Source organism: Enterobacter sp. 342, from assembly GCF_036663495.1.
Taxonomy (GTDB): Bacteria; Pseudomonadota; Gammaproteobacteria; order Enterobacterales; family Enterobacteriaceae; genus Enterobacter.
The window spans coordinates 59349-81313 of record NZ_JAWUEI010000022.1; the positions used below are offsets into that span (position 1 = coordinate 59349).

General features: G+C 53.9%; 20 protein-coding genes. 16 read left to right on the forward strand and 4 right to left on the reverse strand.

Annotated elements, in window-relative coordinates; all coding sequences use genetic code 11:
- Window positions 1–19: 19 nt before the first annotated feature.
- Window positions 20–2281 (forward strand): 5-methyltetrahydropteroyltriglutamate--homocysteine S-methyltransferase, encoded by a 2262-nt coding sequence (metE, locus tag V6E55_RS17225; RefSeq protein ID WP_316943479.1) that lies wholly within the window; start codon window positions 20–22, stop codon window positions 2279–2281.
- Between the two features lie 47 nt (window positions 2282–2328).
- Here metE and V6E55_RS17230 read toward each other — a convergent pair whose 3' ends face one another.
- Window positions 2329–3135 carry a dienelactone hydrolase family protein gene (locus V6E55_RS17230; RefSeq protein ID WP_129994765.1) on the reverse strand — a complete coding sequence of 269 codons (807 nt, stop codon included), beginning with the start codon at window positions 3133–3135 and terminating at the stop codon, window positions 2329–2331.
- 255 nt (window positions 3136–3390) lie between these two features.
- On the opposite strand from V6E55_RS17230, the gene udp reads away from it, so the two are divergent.
- From udp to tatD, 9 genes are all read left to right on the forward strand, one after another.
- Window positions 3391–4152 carry a uridine phosphorylase gene (gene udp / locus V6E55_RS17235; RefSeq protein ID WP_003860792.1) on the forward strand — a complete coding sequence of 254 codons (762 nt, stop codon included), beginning with the start codon at window positions 3391–3393 and terminating at the stop codon, window positions 4150–4152.
- Between the two features lie 143 nt (window positions 4153–4295).
- On the forward strand, window positions 4296–5753 hold the full coding sequence (rmuC, locus tag V6E55_RS17240) for a DNA recombination protein RmuC (RefSeq protein ID WP_316943482.1): 1458 nt from the start codon (window positions 4296–4298) through the stop codon (window positions 5751–5753).
- Between the two features lie 66 nt (window positions 5754–5819).
- Complete coding sequence (gene ubiE / locus V6E55_RS17245; protein ID WP_008501525.1) at window positions 5820–6575, forward strand: bifunctional demethylmenaquinone methyltransferase/2-methoxy-6-polyprenyl-1,4-benzoquinol methylase UbiE; 756 nt, start codon at window positions 5820–5822, stop codon at window positions 6573–6575.
- 13 nt (window positions 6576–6588) lie between these two features.
- Entirely contained in the window at window positions 6589–7194 is a 606-nt protein-coding gene (ubiJ, locus tag V6E55_RS17250) for a ubiquinone biosynthesis protein UbiJ (protein WP_129994767.1), read from the forward strand.
- Window positions 7191–8831 carry a ubiquinone biosynthesis regulatory protein kinase UbiB gene (ubiB, locus tag V6E55_RS17255; RefSeq protein ID WP_114979884.1) on the forward strand — a complete coding sequence of 547 codons (1641 nt, stop codon included), beginning with the start codon at window positions 7191–7193 and terminating at the stop codon, window positions 8829–8831. The genes ubiJ and ubiB overlap by 4 nt, the downstream gene beginning before the upstream one ends.
- A gap of 76 nt (window positions 8832–8907) precedes the next feature.
- Window positions 8908–9162 carry a Sec-independent protein translocase subunit TatA gene (gene tatA / locus V6E55_RS17260; RefSeq protein WP_114979885.1) on the forward strand — a complete coding sequence of 85 codons (255 nt, stop codon included), beginning with the start codon at window positions 8908–8910 and terminating at the stop codon, window positions 9160–9162.
- Window positions 9163–9165: 3 nt separating this feature from the next.
- A complete protein-coding gene (tatB, locus tag V6E55_RS17265) occupies window positions 9166–9708 on the forward strand; it encodes a Sec-independent protein translocase protein TatB (protein WP_316943483.1) in 543 nt (180 codons plus the stop codon).
- A 2-nt stretch (window positions 9709–9710) separates the two neighbouring features.
- The gene (gene tatC / locus V6E55_RS17270) at window positions 9711–10481 is read left to right on the forward strand and encodes a Sec-independent protein translocase subunit TatC (RefSeq protein ID WP_129994769.1); all 771 of its coding nucleotides are present in this window, start codon (window positions 9711–9713) and stop codon (window positions 10479–10481) included.
- 41 nt (window positions 10482–10522) lie between these two features.
- Window positions 10523–11305, forward strand: coding sequence for a 3'-5' ssDNA/RNA exonuclease TatD (tatD, locus tag V6E55_RS17275; protein WP_316943484.1), 783 nt, complete (start codon window positions 10523–10525; stop codon window positions 11303–11305).
- Here tatD and rfaH read toward each other — a convergent pair.
- Window positions 11302–11793, reverse strand: a complete 492-nt coding sequence (gene rfaH, locus V6E55_RS17280; RefSeq protein WP_028018168.1) for a transcription/translation regulatory transformer protein RfaH — start codon at window positions 11791–11793, stop codon at window positions 11302–11304. The genes tatD and rfaH overlap by 4 nt on opposite strands.
- Before the next feature lie 170 nt (window positions 11794–11963).
- Here rfaH and ubiD point away from each other — a divergent pair, with 170 nt between their 5' ends.
- Window positions 11964–13457, forward strand: a complete 1494-nt coding sequence (ubiD, locus tag V6E55_RS17285) for a 4-hydroxy-3-polyprenylbenzoate decarboxylase (RefSeq protein ID WP_165383569.1) — start codon at window positions 11964–11966, stop codon at window positions 13455–13457.
- 43 nt (window positions 13458–13500) lie between these two features.
- A complete protein-coding gene (gene fre, locus V6E55_RS17290) occupies window positions 13501–14202 on the forward strand; it encodes an NAD(P)H-flavin reductase (protein ID WP_114979889.1) in 702 nt (233 codons plus the stop codon).
- 78 nt (window positions 14203–14280) lie between these two features.
- Here the strand turns inward: fre and fadA are convergent, their stop codons facing one another.
- Both fadA and fadB read right to left on the reverse strand, forming a co-directional pair.
- Complete coding sequence (fadA, locus tag V6E55_RS17295; protein WP_010436772.1) at window positions 14281–15444, reverse strand: acetyl-CoA C-acyltransferase FadA; 1164 nt, start codon at window positions 15442–15444, stop codon at window positions 14281–14283.
- 9 nt (window positions 15445–15453) lie between these two features.
- The gene (gene fadB, locus V6E55_RS17300) at window positions 15454–17643 is read right to left on the reverse strand and encodes a fatty acid oxidation complex subunit alpha FadB (protein WP_316943485.1); all 2190 of its coding nucleotides are present in this window, start codon (window positions 17641–17643) and stop codon (window positions 15454–15456) included.
- 190 nt (window positions 17644–17833) lie between these two features.
- Here fadB and pepQ point away from each other — a divergent pair, with 190 nt between their 5' ends.
- Genes pepQ through hemG form a run of 4 tightly spaced genes read left to right on the forward strand, consistent with a single transcriptional unit; the run spans window position 17834 to window position 21828 of the window.
- Window positions 17834–19165 (forward strand): Xaa-Pro dipeptidase, encoded by a 1332-nt coding sequence (gene pepQ / locus V6E55_RS17305; protein ID WP_114979892.1) that lies wholly within the window; start codon window positions 17834–17836, stop codon window positions 19163–19165.
- On the forward strand, window positions 19165–19779 hold the full coding sequence (locus V6E55_RS17310; protein ID WP_028018163.1) for an IMPACT family protein: 615 nt from the start codon (window positions 19165–19167) through the stop codon (window positions 19777–19779). The genes pepQ and V6E55_RS17310 overlap by 1 nt, the downstream gene beginning before the upstream one ends.
- Before the next feature lie 41 nt (window positions 19780–19820).
- Window positions 19821–21272, forward strand: coding sequence for a Trk system potassium transporter TrkH (gene trkH / locus V6E55_RS17315; RefSeq protein WP_023309600.1), 1452 nt, complete (start codon window positions 19821–19823; stop codon window positions 21270–21272).
- A gap of 10 nt (window positions 21273–21282) precedes the next feature.
- On the forward strand, window positions 21283–21828 hold the full coding sequence (gene hemG / locus V6E55_RS17320; RefSeq protein WP_028018162.1) for a menaquinone-dependent protoporphyrinogen IX dehydrogenase: 546 nt from the start codon (window positions 21283–21285) through the stop codon (window positions 21826–21828).
- Window positions 21829–21965: the final 137 nt, after the last annotated feature.

Sequence of the window (21965 nt, forward strand, 5' to 3'; positions counted from 1 at the left end):
AATTGACAAGGGGCATGACATGACAATCCGCAATCACACTCTCGGTTTCCCTCGCGTTGGCCTGCGTCGCGAGCTGAAAAAGGCACAAGAAAGCTACTGGGCGGGAAGCACCACCCGTGAAGAACTGCTGGCCGTTGGACGCGAACTGCGTGCGCGTCACTGGGATCAACAAAAGCAGGCGGGCATTGACCTGCTGCCGGTGGGCGATTTCGCCTGGTACGACCATGTTCTGACGACCAGCCTGCTGCTTGGCAACGTGCCGGCTCGTCATCAGAACAAAGATGGATCGGTAGATATCGACACTCTGTTCCGCATCGGCCGTGGCCGCGCGCCAACAGGTGAGCCAGCGGCAGCGGCTGAAATGACCAAGTGGTTTAATACCAACTATCACTACATGGTGCCGGAGTTCGTGAAAGGTCAGCAGTTCAAACTGACCTGGACGCAATTACTGGATGAAGTGGACGAAGCGCTGGCGCTGGGCCACCAGGTGAAGCCTGTGCTGCTGGGGCCGGTTACGTACCTGTGGCTTGGCAAAGTGAAGGGTGAGCAGTTTGATCGCCTCAGCCTGCTGAACGACATTCTTCCGGTCTACAAACAGGTGCTGATTGAGCTGGGCAAACGCGGTATCCAGTGGGTACAAATCGACGAACCTGCGCTGGTACTCGAGTTGCCGCAGGAATGGCTCGATGCCTTCAAACCGGCGTATGACGCACTTGCCGGACAGGTGAAGTTGCTACTGACCACCTATTTCGAAGGCGTGACGCCAAACCTGAAGACCCTCACCGCGCTGCCAGTGCAGGGTCTGCACGTTGACCTGGTCCACGGCAAAGATAATCTTGCTGAGCTGCACAAACGCCTGCCTGCGGACTGGCTGCTCTCGGCTGGTCTGGTGAATGGCCGTAACGTCTGGCGTGCCGATCTCACAGAGAAATACGCTCAGATTAAAGACATCGTCGGCAAACGTGAGTTGTGGGTGGCATCGTCTTGCTCACTGTTGCACAGCCCAATTGATCTCAGCGTTGAAACCCGTCTGGACGCAGAAGTGAAGAGCTGGTTTGCCTTTGCCTTGCAGAAGTGTGAGGAGTTGACGCTGCTGCGTGATGCATTGAACACGGGCGACACGGCAGCGATTACCGAATGGAGCGCACCGATCCAGGCGCGCCGTGACTCGGCTCGCGTACACAACCCGGCAGTCGAAAAACGTCTGGCAGCCATCACGGCTCAGGACAGTCAGCGCCAGAGCGCCTATGAAGTGCGCGCTGAAGCCCAGCGCGCCCGTTTTAACCTGCCAGCCTGGCCGACAACCACCATCGGTTCATTCCCGCAGACCACTGAAATCCGCGGCCTGCGTCTGGACTTCAAAAAGGGCAACCTGGATGCGAACCACTATCGCACCGGCATCGCTGAACACATCAAGCAGGCGATTGTGGAGCAAGAGCGTTTAGGCCTGGACGTGCTGGTGCACGGTGAAGCCGAGCGTAACGACATGGTGGAATATTTTGGTGAGCATCTGGACGGCTTCGTCTTTACCCAAAATGGATGGGTGCAGAGTTACGGTTCTCGCTGCGTGAAGCCGCCGGTGGTGATCGGTGATGTCAGCCGTCCGGAAGCGATTACCGTTGAATGGGCGAAGTATGCCCAGTCTCTGACAGATAAACCGGTGAAAGGAATGCTCACGGGTCCGGTAACGATTCTCTGCTGGTCCTTCCCGCGTGAAGACGTGACTCGTGAAACCATCGCCAAACAGATCGCGCTGGCACTGCGTGATGAAGTGGCGGATCTGGAAGCTGCAGGCATTGGCATTATTCAGATCGACGAACCAGCACTGCGCGAAGGTCTGCCGCTGCGTCGTAGCGACTGGGATGCCTACCTGAAATGGGGCGTGGAGGCTTTCCGCATCAACGCCGCGGTCGCGAAGGACGACACCCAGATCCACACCCACATGTGTTACTGCGAATTTAACGACATCATGGATTCGATAGCCGCGCTGGACGCTGACGTGATCACCATCGAGACGTCGCGTTCAGACATGGAGCTGCTGGAGTCTTTCGAGGAGTTTGACTACCCGAACGAAATCGGGCCGGGTGTGTACGACATCCACTCTCCTAACGTACCGAGCGTGGAGTGGATTGAGGCGCTGTTGCAGAAAGCCGCGCAGCGTATCCCGGCAGAGCGTCTGTGGGTGAACCCGGACTGCGGCCTGAAAACCCGCGGCTGGCCGGAAACCCGCGCAGCACTGGCGAACATGGTGCAGGCGGCGCAGAATTTGCGTCAGGCGTGATAAGTCGTAGGCCCGGTAAAGCGTCGCCGCTACCGGGCTTTTTGCTTTTATCCTTTTTTACCACCGTGCTGGTTGAACCACGCCAGCATTCTCTGCCATCCGTCTTTTGCAGATTCCTCGTGATAACTCGGACGATAATCGGCATTAAATGCATGCCCGGCATCCGGGTACACTACAATCTCTGCCTTCGCATTTGCCGCACGGAGTGCGTGACGCATTGTCTCTACTGATTCAAGCGAAATACCGGTGTCCTGGCCGCCATAGAGCCCTAATACTGGGGCATTTAACTCAGTGGCGATATCTACCGGATATTTCGGCGAATTTAGCGTTTTTGCGCCCACCAGTTTTCCATACCAGGCCACTGCGGCTTTAAGCTGCGGATTATGAGCGGCATACAGCCAACTGATACGCCCTCCCCAGCAGAAACCCGTCACCATCAGACGATGTGCATCACCGCCGTTACGTGCTGCCCAACTGGCAACGTGGTCGAGATCGGCCATGACCTGCGCGTCAGGGACTTTGCTGACCAGGTTGCTGAGCAATGTTGGAATATCGCTGTAGTCGTTCGGATCGCCCTGACGGAAGTAGAGTTCTGGTGCAACGGCCAGATACCCTTCCAGCGCCAGTCGGCGACAGAGGTCGCGGATATGTTCGTGAACACCAAAAATTTCCTGGACCACAATGACGATGGGCAGAGGACCCTCTGCTGATTTTGGCCGAGCGTGGTAAGCCGGCATATTATCCCCCTGCGAGGGGATGGAGGTCTCACCCGCCGTTATGGCCTCTTCGGGCGTTGAAACGATGGTTGAAGCATGCGGGGCTGCAGCAGGTGCAAAACCGGTTTTTTCAGTCATGGCATTCTCCGTACCAATGAGTTAGCGCAAAGGTAAATATAGACACCAGGTTAACAACCCACAGTGCCTTAAACGGTCTATCTTTTGTGCAGCACACCACGATATAACTTGTTAATGTGATGTAAGTCACTTTTTTATGGAAATTTACTGCAATCATTTTCATTCATGGTGAAGTGCATCACGAAATTATGCGTATTGCTTCTGTAAAGTACCATTTTACTTCTTCTGACTAACCGACCCACAGAGGAGTCACCTATGTCTAAGTCTGATGTTTTTCATCTCGGCCTCACCAAAAACGATTTACAAGGGGCTACGCTCGCTATCGTCCCGGGTGATCCTGAGCGTGTGGAAAAGATCGCCGCGCTGATGGATAAGCCGGTTAAGCTGGCAGCCCATCGTGAATTCACCACCTGGCGTGCAGAGCTGGATGGCAAAGCCGTGATCGTGTGCTCAACCGGTATCGGTGGTCCGTCGACCTCCATTGCTGTTGAAGAGCTGGCGCAACTGGGCATTCGTACTTTCCTGCGTATCGGTACTACTGGCGCTATTCAGCCGCATATCAATGTCGGTGACGTGCTGGTCACCACCGCATCCGTTCGTCTGGACGGGGCAAGCCTGCACTTCGCGCCAATGGAATTCCCGGCAGTGGCAGACTTCGAATGTACCACTGCGCTGGTTGAAGCGGCGAAATCTGTGGGCGCAACCACGCACGTGGGTGTAACTGCCTCTTCCGATACCTTCTACCCAGGCCAGGAGCGCTATGACACCTTCTCTGGTCGCGTGGTGAGCCGTTTCAAAGGCTCTATGGAAGAGTGGCAGTCCATGGGTGTGATGAACTACGAAATGGAGTCTGCGACGCTGCTGACCATGTGCGCAAGCCAGGGTCTGCGTGCCGGTATGGTGGCGGGCGTTATCGTCAACCGTACGCAGCAGGAGATCCCGAATGCCGAAACCATGAAGCAGACTGAAAGTCATGCTGTGAAAATCGTGGTTGAAGCGGCGCGTCGCCTGATCTAGTCCTCTCTTCTGCATGCAATAAAAGGCCGACACGTTCGGCCTTTATTTTTTGCGTAGCGCCTCGCAGGAAAACCCTTTCAAACTGGACGTTTATACAGCACAATTCTATTTTGTGCAGGTAATACGTTGATGCAGGGGGCATTGTGGATATCTCGATCCTGATTTACGCGGTGATTGCGCTGGTGGGCTTAGGGATTGGCTGGCTCATTTCCAGCTACCAGCATGCACAGCAGAAGGCCGACCAACTGGCCGAGCGAGAAGAGATGGTCGCCGATTTAAGCGCGGCAAAACAGCAGCTTGCTCTGAGCGAGCACTGGCGCGATGAGTGCGAGTTGCTCAACAACGAACTACGCAACCTGCGAGATATCAACACCTCGCTGGAGGCTGATCTCCGCGAAGTGACCACCCGTCTTGAATCCACCCAGCTGCATGCGGAAGACAAAATCCGCCAGATGATTAACAGCGAGCAACGCCTCAGCGAACAGTTTGAAAACCTCGCCAACCGCATTTTCGAGCACAGCAACCGCCGCGTTGATGAACAGAATCGCCAGAGCCTGAACAGCCTGCTGACGCCCCTGCGTGAACAGCTGGACGGTTTTCGTCGTCAGGTGCAGGACAGTTTTGGTCAGGAGGCTCGAGAGCGGCACACGCTGGCCCATGAGATCCGCAATCTTCAGCAACTAAATGCACAGATGGCGCAGGAGGCGGTCAACCTGACTCGTGCGCTTAAAGGGGATAATAAAACCCAGGGAAACTGGGGGGAAGTGGTGCTGACCCGCGTGCTTGAGGCCTCTGGCCTGCGTGAAGGTTATGAGTATGAAACCCAGGTCAGCATCGAAAATGATGCCCGTTCGCGCATGCAGCCAGATGTGATTGTGCGTCTGCCGCAGGGCAAAGACGTTGTTATCGACGCCAAAATGACGCTGGTGGCGTATGAGCGCTACTTTAATGCGGAAGATGACTACACCCGAGAGTCGGCACTGCAGGAGCATATTGCTTCCGTGCGTAACCATCTCCGTCTGCTGGGCCGAAAAGACTACCAGCAACTGCCGGGCCTGCGCTCACTGGATTATGTGCTGATGTTCATTCCGGTTGAACCGGCCTTCCTGCTGGCACTCGACAGGCAGCCTGAACTGATCACCGAAGCGCTGAAAAATAACATTATGCTGGTCAGCCCCACCACGTTGCTGGTGGCCTTGCGAACCATTGCGAACCTGTGGCGCTATGAACACCAGAGCCGCAATGCGCAACAGATTGCCGATCGAGCCAGCAAGCTGTACGACAAAATGCGTCTGTTCGTGGACGATATGTCCTCGGTCGGACAAAGCCTTGACCGTGCGCAGGATAACTACCGTCAGGCAATGAAAAAACTCTCCTCCGGACGTGGCAACTTACTGGCACAAGCTGAGGCATTCCGTAGTCTGGGTGTCGAAGTAAAACGCGAGATTAATCCGGAACTGGTTGAACAGGCCACGTCGCAGGACGAGGAATTCCGCTTGCGTGAAGGCAGTGATGAACAAAAGACAAACAGTGAAGACAACGATTTAGCAGCGGAATTATCGCCAGATGAGCAGCCAACGCGTTTGTTTCGCGGTGGTTGAATCGTAGGGCAAACGCGTCCAATCTGGTACACTTCACAAACATTTTACTGATAAGCAGGCTCTGAGATGGTTGACGATTCACAAGACACGACGCACTTTGGTTTTCAGACTGTTGCCAAAGCGCAGAAAGCTGACATGGTGGCCCACGTATTTCACTCTGTGGCGGCGAAGTACGATGTGATGAATGACTTGATGTCATTCGGTATTCATCGCTTGTGGAAGCGCTTCACTATCGACTGCAGCGGTGTGCGTCGTGGACAAACGGTGCTTGATTTAGCTGGCGGTACGGGCGATTTAACTGCGAAATTCTCTCGTCTGGTGGGCGAAACCGGCCGTGTCGTTCTGGCAGATATTAATGATTCAATGCTGAAAATGGGACGCGAAAAGCTGCGTAACATCGGCGTGGTGGGGAATGTAGAATATGTGCAGGCGAACGCCGAAGCGCTGCCATTCCCGGACAACACTTTTGACTGTATTACCATCTCCTTCGGTCTGCGTAACGTCACTGATAAAGAGAAAGCGCTGCGCTCTATGTACCGCGTGCTGAAGCCGGGGGGACGCCTGCTGGTGCTCGAGTTCTCTAAACCGATTATTGAACCACTGAGCAAAGCTTACGACGCTTATTCATTCCATGTGCTCCCTCGTATTGGTGAGCTGGTGGCAAACGACGCGGAAAGCTATCGTTATCTGGCTGAATCTATTCGCATGCACCCGGATCAGGACACATTAAAAGCCATGATGCAGGATGCGGAATTTGAGAACGTTGAATATTTCAACCTGACGGCGGGTGTCGTCGCGCTGCATCGCGGTTACAAATTCTGAGTGGAGGTGTCTTGTGCCCTTTAAACCCCTGGTCACCGCTGGCATCGAGAATGTACTGAATGCCTTTCTGTATCGCGCTCCGGCGCTGAAAGCTGCACGTCAGCGGCTTAACGGGAAGGTATTACGCATTGTTTTAAAAGAGTTCTCGACGCCGCTGGTGCTGGTTTTCAGCGAACGCCAGCTTGACGTTCTGGGTGAGTGGGAGGGTGAAGCCGACTGCTCTGTTATCACGCACATGAGCGTGCTGCCAAAACTACGCGACCGCCAGCAGTTAACTGCACTGATCCGCAGCGGTGAGCTGGAAGTGGAAGGCGACATTCAGGTTGTACAGAATTTCGTCGCGCTCAGTGACCTTGCCGAGTTCGACCCCGCAGAGCTGCTTGCACCTTTTGTTGGTGACATTGCCGCCGAAGGGATCGGTAAAGCTCTTCATGGTGGGGCGGCATTTTTGCGTAAAAACCTGCAACGCCAACAACGCTATGCAGCGGAAGTACTGACGGAAGAGTGGCGTATGGCCCCTGGACCACTGGAAGTTGCGTGGTTTGCGGAAGAGACCGCTGCTGTTGAACGTGCGGTTGATGCGTTAACCAAACGGCTGGAAAAACTGGAGGGCAAATGACGCCTGGTGAAATTCGGCGCCTCTATTTCATTATTCGCATCTTTTTGAGCTACGGGCTCGACGAGCTTATCCCCAAAATGCGTATCACGCTGCCGCTTCGTATCTGGCGGCGGATGCTGTTCTGGATGCCTAATCGCCATAAAGGTCAGCCGCTGGGTGAACGTCTGCGTCTGGCGTTGCAGGAACTCGGTCCGGTCTGGATTAAATTCGGCCAGATGCTCTCGACCCGCCGCGATCTCTTCCCGCCTCTGATTGCGGATGAGCTCGCGATGCTGCAGGATCGCGTCGCACCGTTTGACGGCGCACGCGCGAAAAAGCAGATCGAAGAGGCGATGGGCAACATACCCGTCGAAACCTGGTTTGACGATTTCGACATCCAGCCTCTGGCGTCGGCCTCTATCGCACAAGTCCACACCGCGCGTCTGAAAGAAAACGGCAAAGAAGTTGTCATTAAGGTTATTCGCCCGGACATCCTGCCGATCATCAAAGCGGACATGAAGCTGATTTACCGGTTGGCCCGTTGGGTGCCCCGTTTACTGCCCGATGGACGTCGTCTGCGCCCGATGGAAGTGGTGCGGGAATATGAAAAAACGCTGATTGATGAGCTTAATCTGCTGCGCGAATCGGCAAACGCCATTCAGTTGCGCCGCAATTTTGAAAACAGCCCGATGCTCTATGTACCCGAAGTCTATTCTGACTACTGTAGCCAGAATATGATGGTGATGGAGCGTATTTACGGTATCCCCGTCTCGGATGTGGTGGCCCTGGAGAAACAGGGAACGAACATGAAGTTGCTGGCCGAGCGTGGCGTACAGGTCTTCTTTACCCAGGTATTCCGCGACAGTTTCTTCCATGCGGACATGCACCCGGGCAATATCTTCGTGAGCTACGAACATCCTGAGAATCCGAAGTATATCGGTATCGACTGTGGGATTGTGGGGTCGCTGAACAAAGAAGATAAACGCTATCTTGCTGAGAATTTCATCGCATTCTTCAACCGTGACTACCGTAAAGTAGCCGAGTTGCACGTCGATTCCGGATGGGTGCCACCGGATACCAACGTCGAAGAGTTTGAGTTTGCCATTCGAACCGTCTGCGAACCGATTTTTGAGAAGCCACTGGCGGAAATCTCCTTTGGACACGTGCTTTTAAACCTGTTTAACACGGCTCGCCGCTTTAACATGGAAGTACAGCCGCAGTTAGTTTTACTCCAGAAAACATTACTTTACGTTGAAGGTGTAGGCCGACAGCTCTATCCTCAGTTAGACTTATGGAAGACTGCGAAACCTTTCCTTGAATCCTGGATTAAAGATCAAGTTGGCATTCCGGCGCTGGTGCGTTCGCTGAAAGAGAAAGGCCCGTTCTGGATCGAGAAAATGCCTGAAATTCCTGAACTGGTTTACGACAGTTTGCGTCAGAGCAAAAATCTTCAGCACAGCATGGATAAAATCGCCCGCGAACTTCAGTCCAGCCGTGTTCGGCAGGGTCAGTCACGCTATCTTTTTGGGATTGGGGCAACGCTGCTGCTGAGTGGTACGCTGCTTCTGATCAACCGTCCGGACTGGCAGATGATGCCCGCATGGTTGATGGCTGGCGGGTTGGTTGTCTGGCTCGCCGGCTGGAGAAAGACGCGCTGATTTTGCGTCGCTATCGACGGGTTGCATACGTATAATGCGACCTGACTAATTAATCATCTATCCCTGAGGAACATGTATGGGTGGTATCAGTATCTGGCAATTAGTCATTATTGCCGTCATCGTCGTGCTGCTGTTTGGCACCAAAAAGCTCGGTTCTATCGGTTCCGATCTGGGCGCGTCTATCAAAGGCTTCAAGAAAGCGATGAGCGATGATGAGAGCAAGCAGGATAAAACCAGCCAGGACGCTGACTTTACTGCTAAATCCATCTCCGACAAGCAAGACGAAACCAAAAAGGAAGACGCTAAACGCCACGATAAAGAGCAGGTGTAAGTCGTGTTCGACATTGGTTTTAGTGAGTTGCTGCTGGTCTTTGTGATTGGCCTGATCGTTTTGGGACCACAGCGTCTGCCGGTGGCGGTGAAAACTGTTGCGGGCTGGGTTCGTGCGCTGAGATCGCTGGCATCGACCGTTCAGAATGAGCTGGCACAGGAACTTAAGTTGCAGGAGTTTCAGGAAAGCCTGAAAAAGGTAGAGAAGGCGAGCATGGATAACCTGACGCCGGAACTGAAAGCCTCAATGGATGAACTGCGCGAAGCGGCGGAATCTATGAAGCGCTCTTACAACGTCAACGATCCTGAAAAAGCGAGCGATGAAGCGAACACCATCCATAACCCGGTGGTGAAAAACAGCGAAGCGCAGCGAGAGGGTGTTACGCCAGGGAGCGCGGAGCATCAGGCTGTAGCACCTGAACAAACGCCGCAGGAACCTGAACCGAAAAAACAGGCGCAGCCGGAAGAGCCAGCGTTAAAAGCGGCTGAAGTTAAGCCCGTCGCGCCTGTTTCCGAATCATCCCCTTCGTCGAGTGATAAAGCGTAAACATGGCAGTAGATGATACTCAACCGCTTATTACGCACCTTATAGAGCTGCGTAAGCGTCTGTTAAACTGCATAATTGCAGTTTTCCTCATATTCTTGTGCCTGGTCTACTTCGCCAACGATATCTATCAGGTAGTCTCTGCGCCGTTGATCAAGCAGATGCCGCTAGGGGCAACGATGATTGCAACAGATGTTGCCTCACCGTTTTTCACCCCAATTAAGCTTACTTTCTGGGTATCGTTGATTGCGTCTGCGCCGATCATTCTTTACCAGGTGTGGGCGTTTGTGGCGCCGGCACTGTACAAACACGAACGCAAGCTGGTGATCCCACTGCTGGTATCCAGCTCGCTGCTGTTCTATATCGGCATGGCGTTTGCCTATTTCATTGTCTTCCCGCTGGCCTTTGGCTTCCTGACGCATACCGCGCCGGAAGGGGTTCAGGTGTCGACAGATATTGCCAGCTACCTCAGTTTTGTTATGGCACTGTTTATGGCCTTTGGCGTGGCTTTCGAAGTGCCTGTGGCCATTGTGTTGCTTTGCTGGGTAGGGGTAACTACCCCTGATGATCTGCGTAAGAAGCGTCCATATATTCTGGTGGGGGCCTTCGTGGTCGGTATGCTACTGACCCCGCCAGATGTGTTCTCGCAAACGCTGCTGGCCATACCGATGTATTGCCTGTTTGAGGTCGGGGTATTCTTCTCACGTTTCTACGTGGGTAAAGGACGTCGGTCGGATGAGGAAGATGATACGTCCGACAAGACCACTGAAGAGTAAAACCAACCGCCCGCCAGGGCGGTTGTTATATGGGGATTCGCATGTTTGATATTGGACTCAATCTGACCAGCTCGCAGTTTGCGAAAGATCGAGATGAGGTTGTTGCACGTGCTTTTGCTGCCGGAGTGCAAGGACTGTTGCTGACAGGGACCAACCTGCATGAAAGCGAGCAGGTGAAGCAGCTGGCACAACGCTACGATCGCTGCTGGTCTACCGCAGGTGTGCATCCTCATGACAGCAGCCAGTGGACCGCGGAAAGTGGCGACACCCTGTACAGGCTGGCAAAGATGCCAGAAGTTGTGGCAATCGGCGAATGCGGTCTCGATTTCAACCGTAACTTTTCCACACCGGCAGAGCAGGAAAAAGCGTTCACGGCCCAGCTTGCGCTGGCTGCTGAGCTTGAAATGCCAGTGTTTATGCACTGCCGCGATGCTCATGAGCGTTTCCTTTCCCTTCTGAACCCGTGGCTGGATAAATTACCCGGCGCGGTGTTGCACTGCTTTACCGGTTCGCGACAAGAGGCGCTGGATTGCCTGGAACGCGGTCTCTTTCTGGGGATCACTGGCTGGGTTTGTGATGAGCGCCGCGGGCTTGAGCTTCGCGAGTTGTTACCGGTGATCCCGGCTGAGCGGTTGCTCCTGGAAACGGATGCGCCTTATCTGCTGCCGAGAGACATGAAACCCAAACCGGCATCGCGGCGAAATGAACCTGCACATCTTGGGCACATCGTTGAGAGCGTGGCGAAATGGCGCGGAGAAGATCCCCACTGGCTTTCCGCGCAGACGGATGACAACGTGCGTCACCTGTTTGGGATAGATTTTTAAACTTTACGGAAGTCGGTGTTTTTAACGCTTTGCAGAACTTGTTTGTTCAGCAGATTGAGCAACAGCATGGAGCGTGCTTCGCCGTCCGGTTCAGCGAAAATCGCCTGCAACCCTTCGAAAGCACCTTCCGTGATGACGACACAGTCCCCAGAGTAAGGGGTTTCCGGGTCGGTGATACCTTCGGGTTGTTGATAAACCGAAAGTTGATGGATCACTGTTGACGGAACCATTGCCGGGCTGGTACCAAAGCGTACAAAGTGGCTGACACCGCGTGTTGCGCTAATGGTCGTGGTGTGGATCACTTCCGGGTCGAACTCCACGAAAAGATAGTTCGGGAATAAGGGTTCACTGACGGTTGTGCGCTTCCCGCGCTGCATTTTTTCAAGCGTGATCACGGGTGTCAGGCAATTTACAGACTGACGTTCAAGATGTTCCTGCGCGCGCTGAAGTTGCCCGCGTTTGCAATAAAGTAAATACCAGGCCTGCATAATCACTCTTTCCCTTAGTTCGGGGCGCAAGCATATCAAAACCCTGGCGGGATCGCTAAGTTGATTATAATGGGGGAAAATGGAACAGAACGCATAAGTTCACGCTAATTTAACAAAATTACAGCATCAAGCAGGCTTACGCCGTATAATGAAGCGCTTACAGAGAGGCCATGACTAACTGCATGAAATACCACGATCTCCGCGACTTCCTGACGCTGCTGGAAAAGCAGGGTGAACTCAAACGCATTACACTTCCTGTTGATCCTTATCTGGAAATGACAGAAATTGCTGACCGCACCCTGCGTGCCGGTGGCCCCGCATTACTGTTTGAAAATCCGAAAGGGTACTCCATGCCGGTGCTGTGTAACCTGTTTGGTACTCCACGTCGTGTTGCATTGGGGATGGGGCAGGAAGACGTCACGGCGTTGCGTGAAGTGGGGAAACTGCTGGCGTTCCTGAAAGAGCCGGAGCCGCCGAAAGGCTTCCGCGATCTGTTCGACAAACTGCCACAGTTTAAACAAGTATTGAACATGCCAACTAAACGCCTGCGCGGTGCACCGTGCCAGCAGAAAGTGCTGGAAGGCGATGCGGTTGATCTGACCAAAATCCCGATCATGCAGTGCTGGCCTGAAGATGCCGCTCCGCTGATCACCTGGGGGCTGACCGTTACGCGTGGCCCTTATAAAGAGCGGCAAAATCTCGGTATTTATCGTCAGCAATTGATTGGCAAGAATAAACTCATCATGCGCTGGCTGTCACATCGCGGCGGCGCGCTGGATTTCCAGGAGTGGTGTGCTGAGCATCCGGGTGAACGTTTTCCTGTTTCTGTCGCGTTAGGTGCCGATCCGGCCACCATTCTGGGTGCGGTGACTCCCGTGCCGGATACACTCTCTGAATACGCGTTTGCAGGCCTGTTACGCGGAACCAAAACTGAAGTTGTGAAGTGCATTTCTAACGACCTCGAAGTGCCAGCCAGTGCGGAAATTGTGCTGGAAGGTTACATTGAGCAGGGCGAAATGGCGCCAGAAGGCCCTTACGGCGACCACACCGGCTATTACAACGAAGTGGATAACTTCCCGGTGTTTACCGTTACGCACATTACACAGCGTGAAGATGCGATCTATCACTCCACCTATACCGGACGGCCACCGGACGAACCTGCGGTACTGGGAGTGGCGCTGAATGAAGTGTTTGTGCCGATCCTGCAAAAGCAGTTCCCGGAAATTGTTGATTTCTATCTGCCGCCAGAAGGCTGTTCGTATCGCCTGGCCGTGGTCACGATGAAGAAACAATATGCAGGTCACGCGAAACGCGTGATGATGGGCGTATGGTCTTTCCTGCGCCAGTTTATGTATACCAAGTTTGTTATTGTCTGCGATGATGATGTAAACGCCCGTGACTGGAATGATGTTATCTGGGCTATTACCACGCGCATGGATCCTGCGCGCGATACGGTGTTAGTCGAAAACACGCCGATAGATTATCTGGATTTTGCCTCGCCGGTTTCCGGTCTTGGCTCAAAAATGGGACTGGATGCCACCAATAAATGGCCTGGCGAAACCGATCGTGAATGGGGTCGCCCGATCAAAAAAGATCCTGCTGTGACCGCGCGAATTGACGCGATCTGGGACGAACTGGCCATAATGAATAACGGTAAACCCTGAGCTTGACCGTTAAGCCCTATAGACTTCCCGACAGAGAGAGCGAATGACAACCTTAAGCTGTAAAGTGACCTCGGTAGATGCTATCACCGATACTGTATATCGCGTCCGTTTAGTGCCAGAAGCGGCATTCTCTTTCCGCGCTGGTCAGTACTTAATGGTAGTGATGGATGAGCGTGATAAGCGTCCTTTCTCTATGGCCTCAACGCCAGCGGAGCAGGAATTTATTGAGCTTCATATCGGTGCGTCAGAGCTTAACCTGTATGCGATGGCCGTCATGGACCGCATTCTTAAAGAGCGTGAGATTGTGGTCGACATTCCTCATGGTGATGCCTGGCTACGCGATGACGAAGACCGTCCGCTGATCCTGATCGCGGGCGGGACGGGCTTCTCTTATGTGCGCTCTATTCTGTTGACCGCACTGGCGCGTAACCCGGACCGTGATATCACCATTTACTGGGGTGGCCGTGAAGAGAAACATCTCTATGACCTGTCTGAACTGGAAGCGCTGAGCGTAACCCACCCTAACCTGCGCATTGAGCCGGTGGTTGAGCAGCCGGAAGAAGGCTGGCGTGGACGCAGTGGTACGGTACTGACGGCGGTACTGCAGGATCATGGTACGCTGGCAGGGCACGATATCTATATTGCTGGTCGTTTTGAGATGGCGAAAATTGCCCGTGACTTGTTCTGTAACGAACGTGGTGCGCGTGAAGACCGTCTCTTCGGCGATGCTTTTGCCTTCATCTAAATAAAAAACCCGCCCCTGACAGGCGGGAAGAACGGCAACTAAACTTCTGCCGGGTCGCATATGCGACCCGGTTTTTTATTACACTCTCTCAAATACCGTCGCGATACCCTGACCCAGCCCGATACACATCGTTGCCAGGCCAAACTGGGCATCTTTGCGCTCCATCAGATTAATCAGCGTGGTGCTGATGCGTGCTCCGGAGCAGCCCAGTGGATGGCCGAGGGCGATCGCACCGCCGTTGAGGTTAATTTTCTCGTCGATCTGATCCATGAGCCCCAGATCTTTAATGCATGGCAGGATCTGCGCGGCGAAGGCTTCGTTCATCTCAAACAGGTCGATATCACTGGCGGTTAATCCTGCTTTTTTCAGCGCCAGCTTCGAAGCCGGAACCGGACCGTAACCCATGATGGAAGGATCGCAACCCACGACCGCCATTGAACGTACCCGAGCGCGAGGGGTTAAACCTAACTCGCGTGCACGGCTTTCGCTCATCACCAGCATTGCAGCAGCCCCATCGGACAGCGCGGACGAAGTACCTGCCGTTACTGTACCTGTGACTGGATCAAATGCCGGACGCAGCGTGGAAAGGGCTTCGACCGTGGTTTCCGGGCGGATCACTTCGTCGTAGCTGAACTGCTTCAGAACGCCGTCTGCATCATGACCACCGGTTGGGATGATCTCATTCTTAAACGCACCGGATTGCGTCGCAGCCCAGGCGCGAGCGTGAGAGCGTGCGGCAAAAGCATCCTGCATTTCACGGCTGATACCGTGCAGGCGGGAGAGCATCTCGGCGGTCAGCCCCATCATCCCTGCCGCTTTTGCCACGTTGCGACTCATACCTGGGTGGAAATCGACCCCATGGCTCATCGGTACGTGACCCATGTGCTCCACACCGCCGACCAGGCAGGCCTGAGCATCGCCGGTCATGATCATACGTGCTGCATCATGTAACGCCTGCATTGACGAACCACAAAGACGGTTGACGGTGACCGCCGGAACCGAATGTGGGATCTCTGCCAGCAGCGAGGCGTTACGAGCGATGTTGAAGCCTTGCTCCAGGGTTTGCTGTACGCAGCCCCAGTAAATATCATCGAGCGCGGTTGGGTCCAGCGCCGGGTTACGTGCCAGCAGACTACGCATCAGGTGCGCGGAGAGGTCTTCCGCACGCACGTTACGGAATGCACCGCCTTTTGAACGGCCCATCGGGGTGCGAATCGCATCAACAATGACAACCTTTTCCATTGTGACTCCTTAAGCCGTTTTCAGCTCGCCAACCGGACGGGCTGGCTCAACTGCTGGATAGTAGGGTTCGTTATGGCGCGCTTTATTACGCAGCCCTTCCGGCACCTCATAAAGCGGGCCAAGGTGCTGATATTGCTGAGCCATATCGAGATAGCGGGCGCTGCCGAGCGTGTCCAGCCAGCGGAACGCGCCGCCGTGGAACGGAGGGAAGCCCAGTCCGTACACCAGCGCCATGTCTGCTTCTGCCGGGCTGGCGATAATGCCTTCTTCCAGGCAACGCACCACTTCGTTGATCATCGGTATCATCATGCGGGCGATGATCTCGTCGTCGGTGAAGTCACGTTTTGGCTGATTAACTTCAGCCAGCAGGCTGTCCACTGCGGCGTCTTCTTCTTTCTTCGGTTTGCCTTTGCTGTCTTCTTTATAGCGCCAGAAGCCCAGACCGTTTTTCTGACCGAAGCGGTTAGCATCGAACAGAGCGTCTATAGCATCGCGATAATCTTTCTGCATGCGCTGCGGGAAGCCTGCCGCCATCACCGCCTGGGCGTGATGCGCGGTATCAATGCCGACGACATCCAACAGATACGCCGGGCCCATCGGCCAGCCGAACTGTTTTTCCATCACTTTGTCGATTTTGCGGAAGTCTGCACCGTCGCGCAGCAGCTGGCTGAAACCGGCGAAATAAGGGAACAGTACGCGGTTGACGAAGAAGCCCGGGCAGTCGTTAACCACGATCGGCGTTTTGCCCATCTTGCTCGCCCATGCCACCACTTTAGCGATGGTGTCGTCAGACGTTTTTTCCCCACGGATCACTTCGACCAGCGGCATCCGGTGAACCGGGTTGAAGAAGTGCATCCCGCAGAAGTTTTCCGGACGCTTCAGCACGCTCGCCAGTTCGCTAATCGGAATGGTGGAGGTGTTAGAGGCAAGTACGGTATCCGGACGAACCTTTTCTTCGGTTTCCGCGAGCACTGCTTTTTTAACTTTCGGGTTCTCAACGACGGCTTCTACTACCACGTCAACACGGTCGAAGCCGGTATATTCCAGCACAGGCTGAATGGTGGAGATCACGCCTGCGAGCTTCAGCCCGTCAATTTTGCCGCGTTCCAGCTGTTTATTCAGCAGCTTGGCCGCTTCGGTCATGCCCAGCGTCAGGGATTTCTCGCTGATGTCCTTCATCACCACCGGCACGCCTTTCCAGGCTGACTGATAAGCGATGCCGCCACCCATAATGCCAGCGCCGAGTACCGCTGCATGTTTCGGTGTCTCAACATTTTTGGTCAGCAGTTTTGCTTTACCTTTCACGAACTGATCGTTGAGGAAGATGCCAACCAGCGCGCGAGCTTCATTAGTGTGCGCCAGCGGGACAAAACTCTGATTTTCCAGTTTCAGGGCTTCATCGCGGCCAAAGCGGGCCGCCGCTTCAATGGTTTTCACCGCGGTGATGGGGGCAGGGTAGTGTTTACCTGCAGTCTGCATCACCATACCTTTGGCAATGGTGAAGCTCATGGCGGCTTCAATTTTGCTCAGTTTTAACGGCTCGAGCTTCGGCTGGCGTTTGGCTTTCCAGTCGAGATCGCCATTAATCGCCTGACGCAGAATGGCGACAGCACCTTCAACAAGCTTCTCTGGTTTAACGACGCCGTCGACCAGGCCGATTTTCTGTGCCTGTTCTGCACCGACATCTTTACCCGCGGCAATGATCTCAAGTGCGCTGTCGGCACCCAGCATGCGCGGCATACGCACGGAGCCGCCAAAGCCTGGCATGATACCCAGCTTGGTTTCCGGCAGGCCGATGCGCAGGTCCGGCGTCGCCAGACGGTAATCAGTGGCTAACACGCATTCGCAGCCACCGCCCAGCGCGTAGCCATTAACGGCAGAAATGGTCGGAACAGGCAGGTCTTCCAGACGATTAAAGACGCTGTTAGCAAAGTGCAGCCACTGGCTCAGTTGTTCTTCAGGCACCAGGAACAGCGAGAGGAATTCGGTGATATCGGCACCGACAATAAAGGCCGCTTTGTTCGAGCGCAGCAGCAGCCCTTTTAATTCAGATTGTTTTTCAAGTACATCCAGCGCCTGGCCAAGACTGGCCACCGTCGCGGTATCAAGCTTATTCACTGAGCCGGGGGCATCGAACACCAGTTCGGCAATGCCATCTTCCAGCCAGTTGAGGTACAGGGTGTCGCCTTTGTAGAGCATGTCAGTCTCCTGAATCCAGCAATTAGATCTGGTCATACCAGATGAATCGGAGTGTGGAATTTATGTTAATAAAATGCAAATTACTCATTAAGAAATTGCTGCATTGATCACGGTCGGTGTAAATCACGCAGCCGGAGTGAGGTGTGCTAAGATGCGATGACTTGAGGTCAAAAAAATGAAAGGAAGAATGATGGACTCACTGGCTTCGCTTTATAAAAATCATATCGTTACCCTACAGGAACGTACCCGTGATGTACTGGCCCGCTTTAAGCTGGATGCGCTGTTAATCCACTCTGGCGAGCTTTTGAATACTTTTCTGGATGACCATGCATATCCGTTTAAGGTCAACCCACAGTTTAAGGCCTGGGTACCAGTAACTCAGGTTCCAAATTGCTGGCTGCTGGTGGATGGCGTGAATAAGCCAAAATTGTGGTTCTATCTGCCAGTCGATTACTGGCACAACGTAGAACCGCTGCCGACCAGCTTCTGGACAGAAGAAGTGGACGTCATTGCTTTACCAAAAGCTGACGGTATTGGCAGCCAACTGCCTGCTGCGCGCGGCAATATCGCCTATATTGGCCCTGTGCCGGAGCGTGCATTGGGCCTGGATATTCCGGCTGACAAGCTTAACCCGAAAGGGGTGCTGGATTACCTGCACTACTATCGTGCGTATAAAACCGACTACGAACTTTACTGCATGCGTGAAGCGCAAAAAACGGCGGTGAATGGCCACCGCGCCGCGCATGAAGCATTCCAGTCTGGTATGAGCGAGTTTGATATCAATCAGGCCTACCTGACCGCGACCGGGCACCGTGACACGGACGTGCCGTACAGCAACATCGTCGCGCTGAATGAACACGCGTCTGTACTGCACTACACCAAACTCGATCACCGTGTACCGTCTGAGATGCGCAGCTTCCTGCTGGATGCGGGGGCGGAGTACAACGGTTATGCGGCTGACCTGACTCGTACCTGGGCGGCAAACGCGGATACTGACTTTGCGCACCTGATCAAAGACGTCAATGACGAACAGCTGGCCCTTATCAGTACCATGAAAGCGGGAACCAGTTACGTGGATTACCACATTCAGTTCCATCAGCGTATCGCTAAGCTGCTGCGTAAACATCAGATTGTGAAAGACATGAGCGAAGAGGCGATGGTCGAGAACGATCTGACCGGGCCATTCATGCCGCACGGGATCGGTCACCCGTTGGGTCTGCAGGTTCACGATGTTGCAGGCTTTATGCAGGATGATACCGGCACGCACCTGGCGGCACCGTCTAAATACCCATACCTGCGCTGCACCCGTATTCTTGAACCGCGCATGGTGCTGACGATTGAACCGGGGATCTACTTTATCGAATCGCTGTTAGCGCCATGGCGCGAAGGTCAGTTCAGCAAACACTTCAACTGGGAAAAAATTGAAGCGCTGAAACCGTTTGGTGGCATTCGTATTGAAGATAACGTGGTCGTTCACGAAAACGGTATCGAGAATATGACGCGAGATCTGAAGCTGGCCTGATGGAAAGCTGGCTGATACCGGCTGAACCGGTCACCTTTGTTGAGGAAATCAAGAAAAGCCGCTTTATTACACTACTGGCACATACCGATGGTGTAGAGGCGGCAAAGGCGTTTGTTGAATCTGTTCGGGCGGAGCATCCTGACGCACGTCACCACTGTGTGGCGTGGGTCGCGGGGCCTCCGGACGATTCGCAGCAGTTGGGCTTTTCCGACGACGGTGAACCGGCTGGCACAGCCGGTAAACCCATGCTTTCGCAGCTGATGGGCAGCGGTGTGGGTGAAATCACCGCCGTGGTGGTGCGCTACTACGGCGGGATCCTGTTAGGCACGGGTGGGCTGGTTAAAGCGTATGGCGGCGGGGTTCAGCAGGCACTGAATTTGCTGATAACTACCCGCAAAACACCGCTCACCGAATATACTTTACTGTGCGATTACGGTCAGTTATCCGGTATCGAAGCGTTGCTGAAGCAGTTTAATGGCGTTATCGCGCACAGTGAATATCAGGCAATGGTGCAATTACGCGTGGCGCTTCCTCAGGCGGAACTGGCTGCTTTTTCAGCAAAACTGGCTGATTTTAGTCGTGGTTCGTTGCAATTGCTGCCGATTGAAGAATAATCCCCACCTCACTTTTTTGAATACCAAAGGAAGCGGCAGAGATGCATTTTCGTGCCATAACCCGAATCGTTGGACTGCTGGTCATACTCTTTTCCGGGACGATGATTCTCCCAGGACTGGTGGCGCTTATCTACCGGGACGGTGCGGGGCGGGCATTTACCCAGACTTTCTTTGTTGCGCTGGCGATCGGCTCTCTGTTGTGGTGGCCTAACCGTCGTCAGAAGGGCGAGCTGAAATCACGCGAAGGATTTTTGATTGTCGTCCTGTTCTGGACGGTACTGGGAAGTGTCGGTTCTTTGCCCTTTATCTTCTCTGAACAACCGAATCTGAGCATCACGGACGCATTTTTTGAATCGTTCTCTGGTTTAACAACAACCGGAGCGACGACCCTGGTAGGACTGGATTCATTACCGCACGCTATTCTCTTTTATCGTCAGATGCTGCAATGGTTCGGCGGTATGGGAATCATCGTCCTGGCGGTGGCTATTCTGCCAATTCTGGGCGTCGGTGGGATGCAGCTCTATCGTGCCGAAATGCCCGGGCCGCTGAAAGACAACAAAATGCGTCCACGTATTGCCGAGACGGCGAAAACGCTGTGGCTCATTTATGTCTTGCTGACGGTGGCCTGTGCGCTGGCGCTATGGTTTGCCGGGATGCCTGCATTCGATGCTATCGGACACAGCTTTGCGACGATTGCTATCGGTGGGTTCTCCACCCACGATGCCAGCGTGGGCTACTTTGACAGCCCTACGATTAACACCATCATTGCTATTTTCCTGCTGATTTCCGGCTGTAACTACGGTTTGCACTTCTCTTTACTTAGCGGGCGCAGCCTGAAAGTGTACTGGCGCGATCCAGAGTTCCGCATGTTCATTGGTGTTCAGCTTACGCTGGTTATCATCTGTACCCTGGTATTGTGGTTCCATGATGTTTATAACTCAGCGTTGACCACGCTAAACCAGGCGTTCTTCCAGGTGGTGTCGATGGCGACGACCGCCGGGTTTACCACGGATAGTATTGCGCGCTGGCCGTTATTCCTGCCGGTGTTACTGTTATGCTCCGCCTTTATTGGCGGCTGTGCGGGTTCCACGGGTGGTGGCCTGAAGGTGATCCGTATTCTGCTGCTGTTCAAGCAGGGCAACCGTGAGCTGAAGCGTCTGGTCCACCCAAACGCGGTCTACAGTATCAAACTGGGGAACCGGGCACTGCCGGAACGCATCCTCGAAGCGGTGTGGGGTTTCTTCTCGGCGTATGCGCTGGTCTTTATCGTCAGTATGCTGGCGATCATCGCGACGGGAGTGGATGATTTCTCTGCTTTTGCGTCCGTCGTAGCAACCTTAAATAACCTTGGGCCAGGCCTGGGGGTTGTGGCGGATAACTTTGCCAGTATGAACCCGGTCGCGAAATGGATCCTCATTGCCAATATGCTGTTTGGTCGTCTTGAGGTCTTTACGCTGCTGGTGCTGTTCACCCCAACGTTCTGGCGCGAATAAGGAGCCGTTGATGAAAACACTTATTCTTTTCTCTACGCGAGACGGGCAAACGCGTGAGATTGCTGCGTATCTGGCTTCGGAATTAAAAGAGCTGGGAATTTACTCTGATGTGGTGAATCTGAATCGTGTCGGACAGATTACCTGGCAGGATTACGATCGCGTGGTGATTGGCGCGTCAATTCGTTACGGTCATTTTCATCCGGCACTCGATCGCTTCGTGAAAAAGCATACCGCGGTGCTCAACAAATTGCCTGGCGCGTTCTACTCAGTCAATCTGGTTGCTCGTAAAGCGGAGAAGCGTACGCCGCAGACCAACAGCTACACGCGCAAGTTCTTGCTGAACTCTCCATGGCAGCCAGACCTTTGTGCCGTCTTTGCTGGTGCGCTGCGTTATCCTCGCTATCGCTGGTATGACCGCTTCATGATCCGCCTGATCATGAAGATGACCGGCGGCGAAACTGATACGCGTAAAGAAGTGGTTTATACCGACTGGTCGCAGGTGGCCAGTTTTGCGCGGGAAATCGCGCATTTATCGGGCGATTCGCGGGTTAAATAAGCGTTGAGTCTGAAAAGTGAGCGAACGAAAAGTTTTTTGTATTTTATGCTTGTCACTTAAGAATAACTCCCTATAATGCGCCTCCACTGACACGGAACAACGGCACACACGCCGCCGGGTCAGCAGAGAAAAGCAAA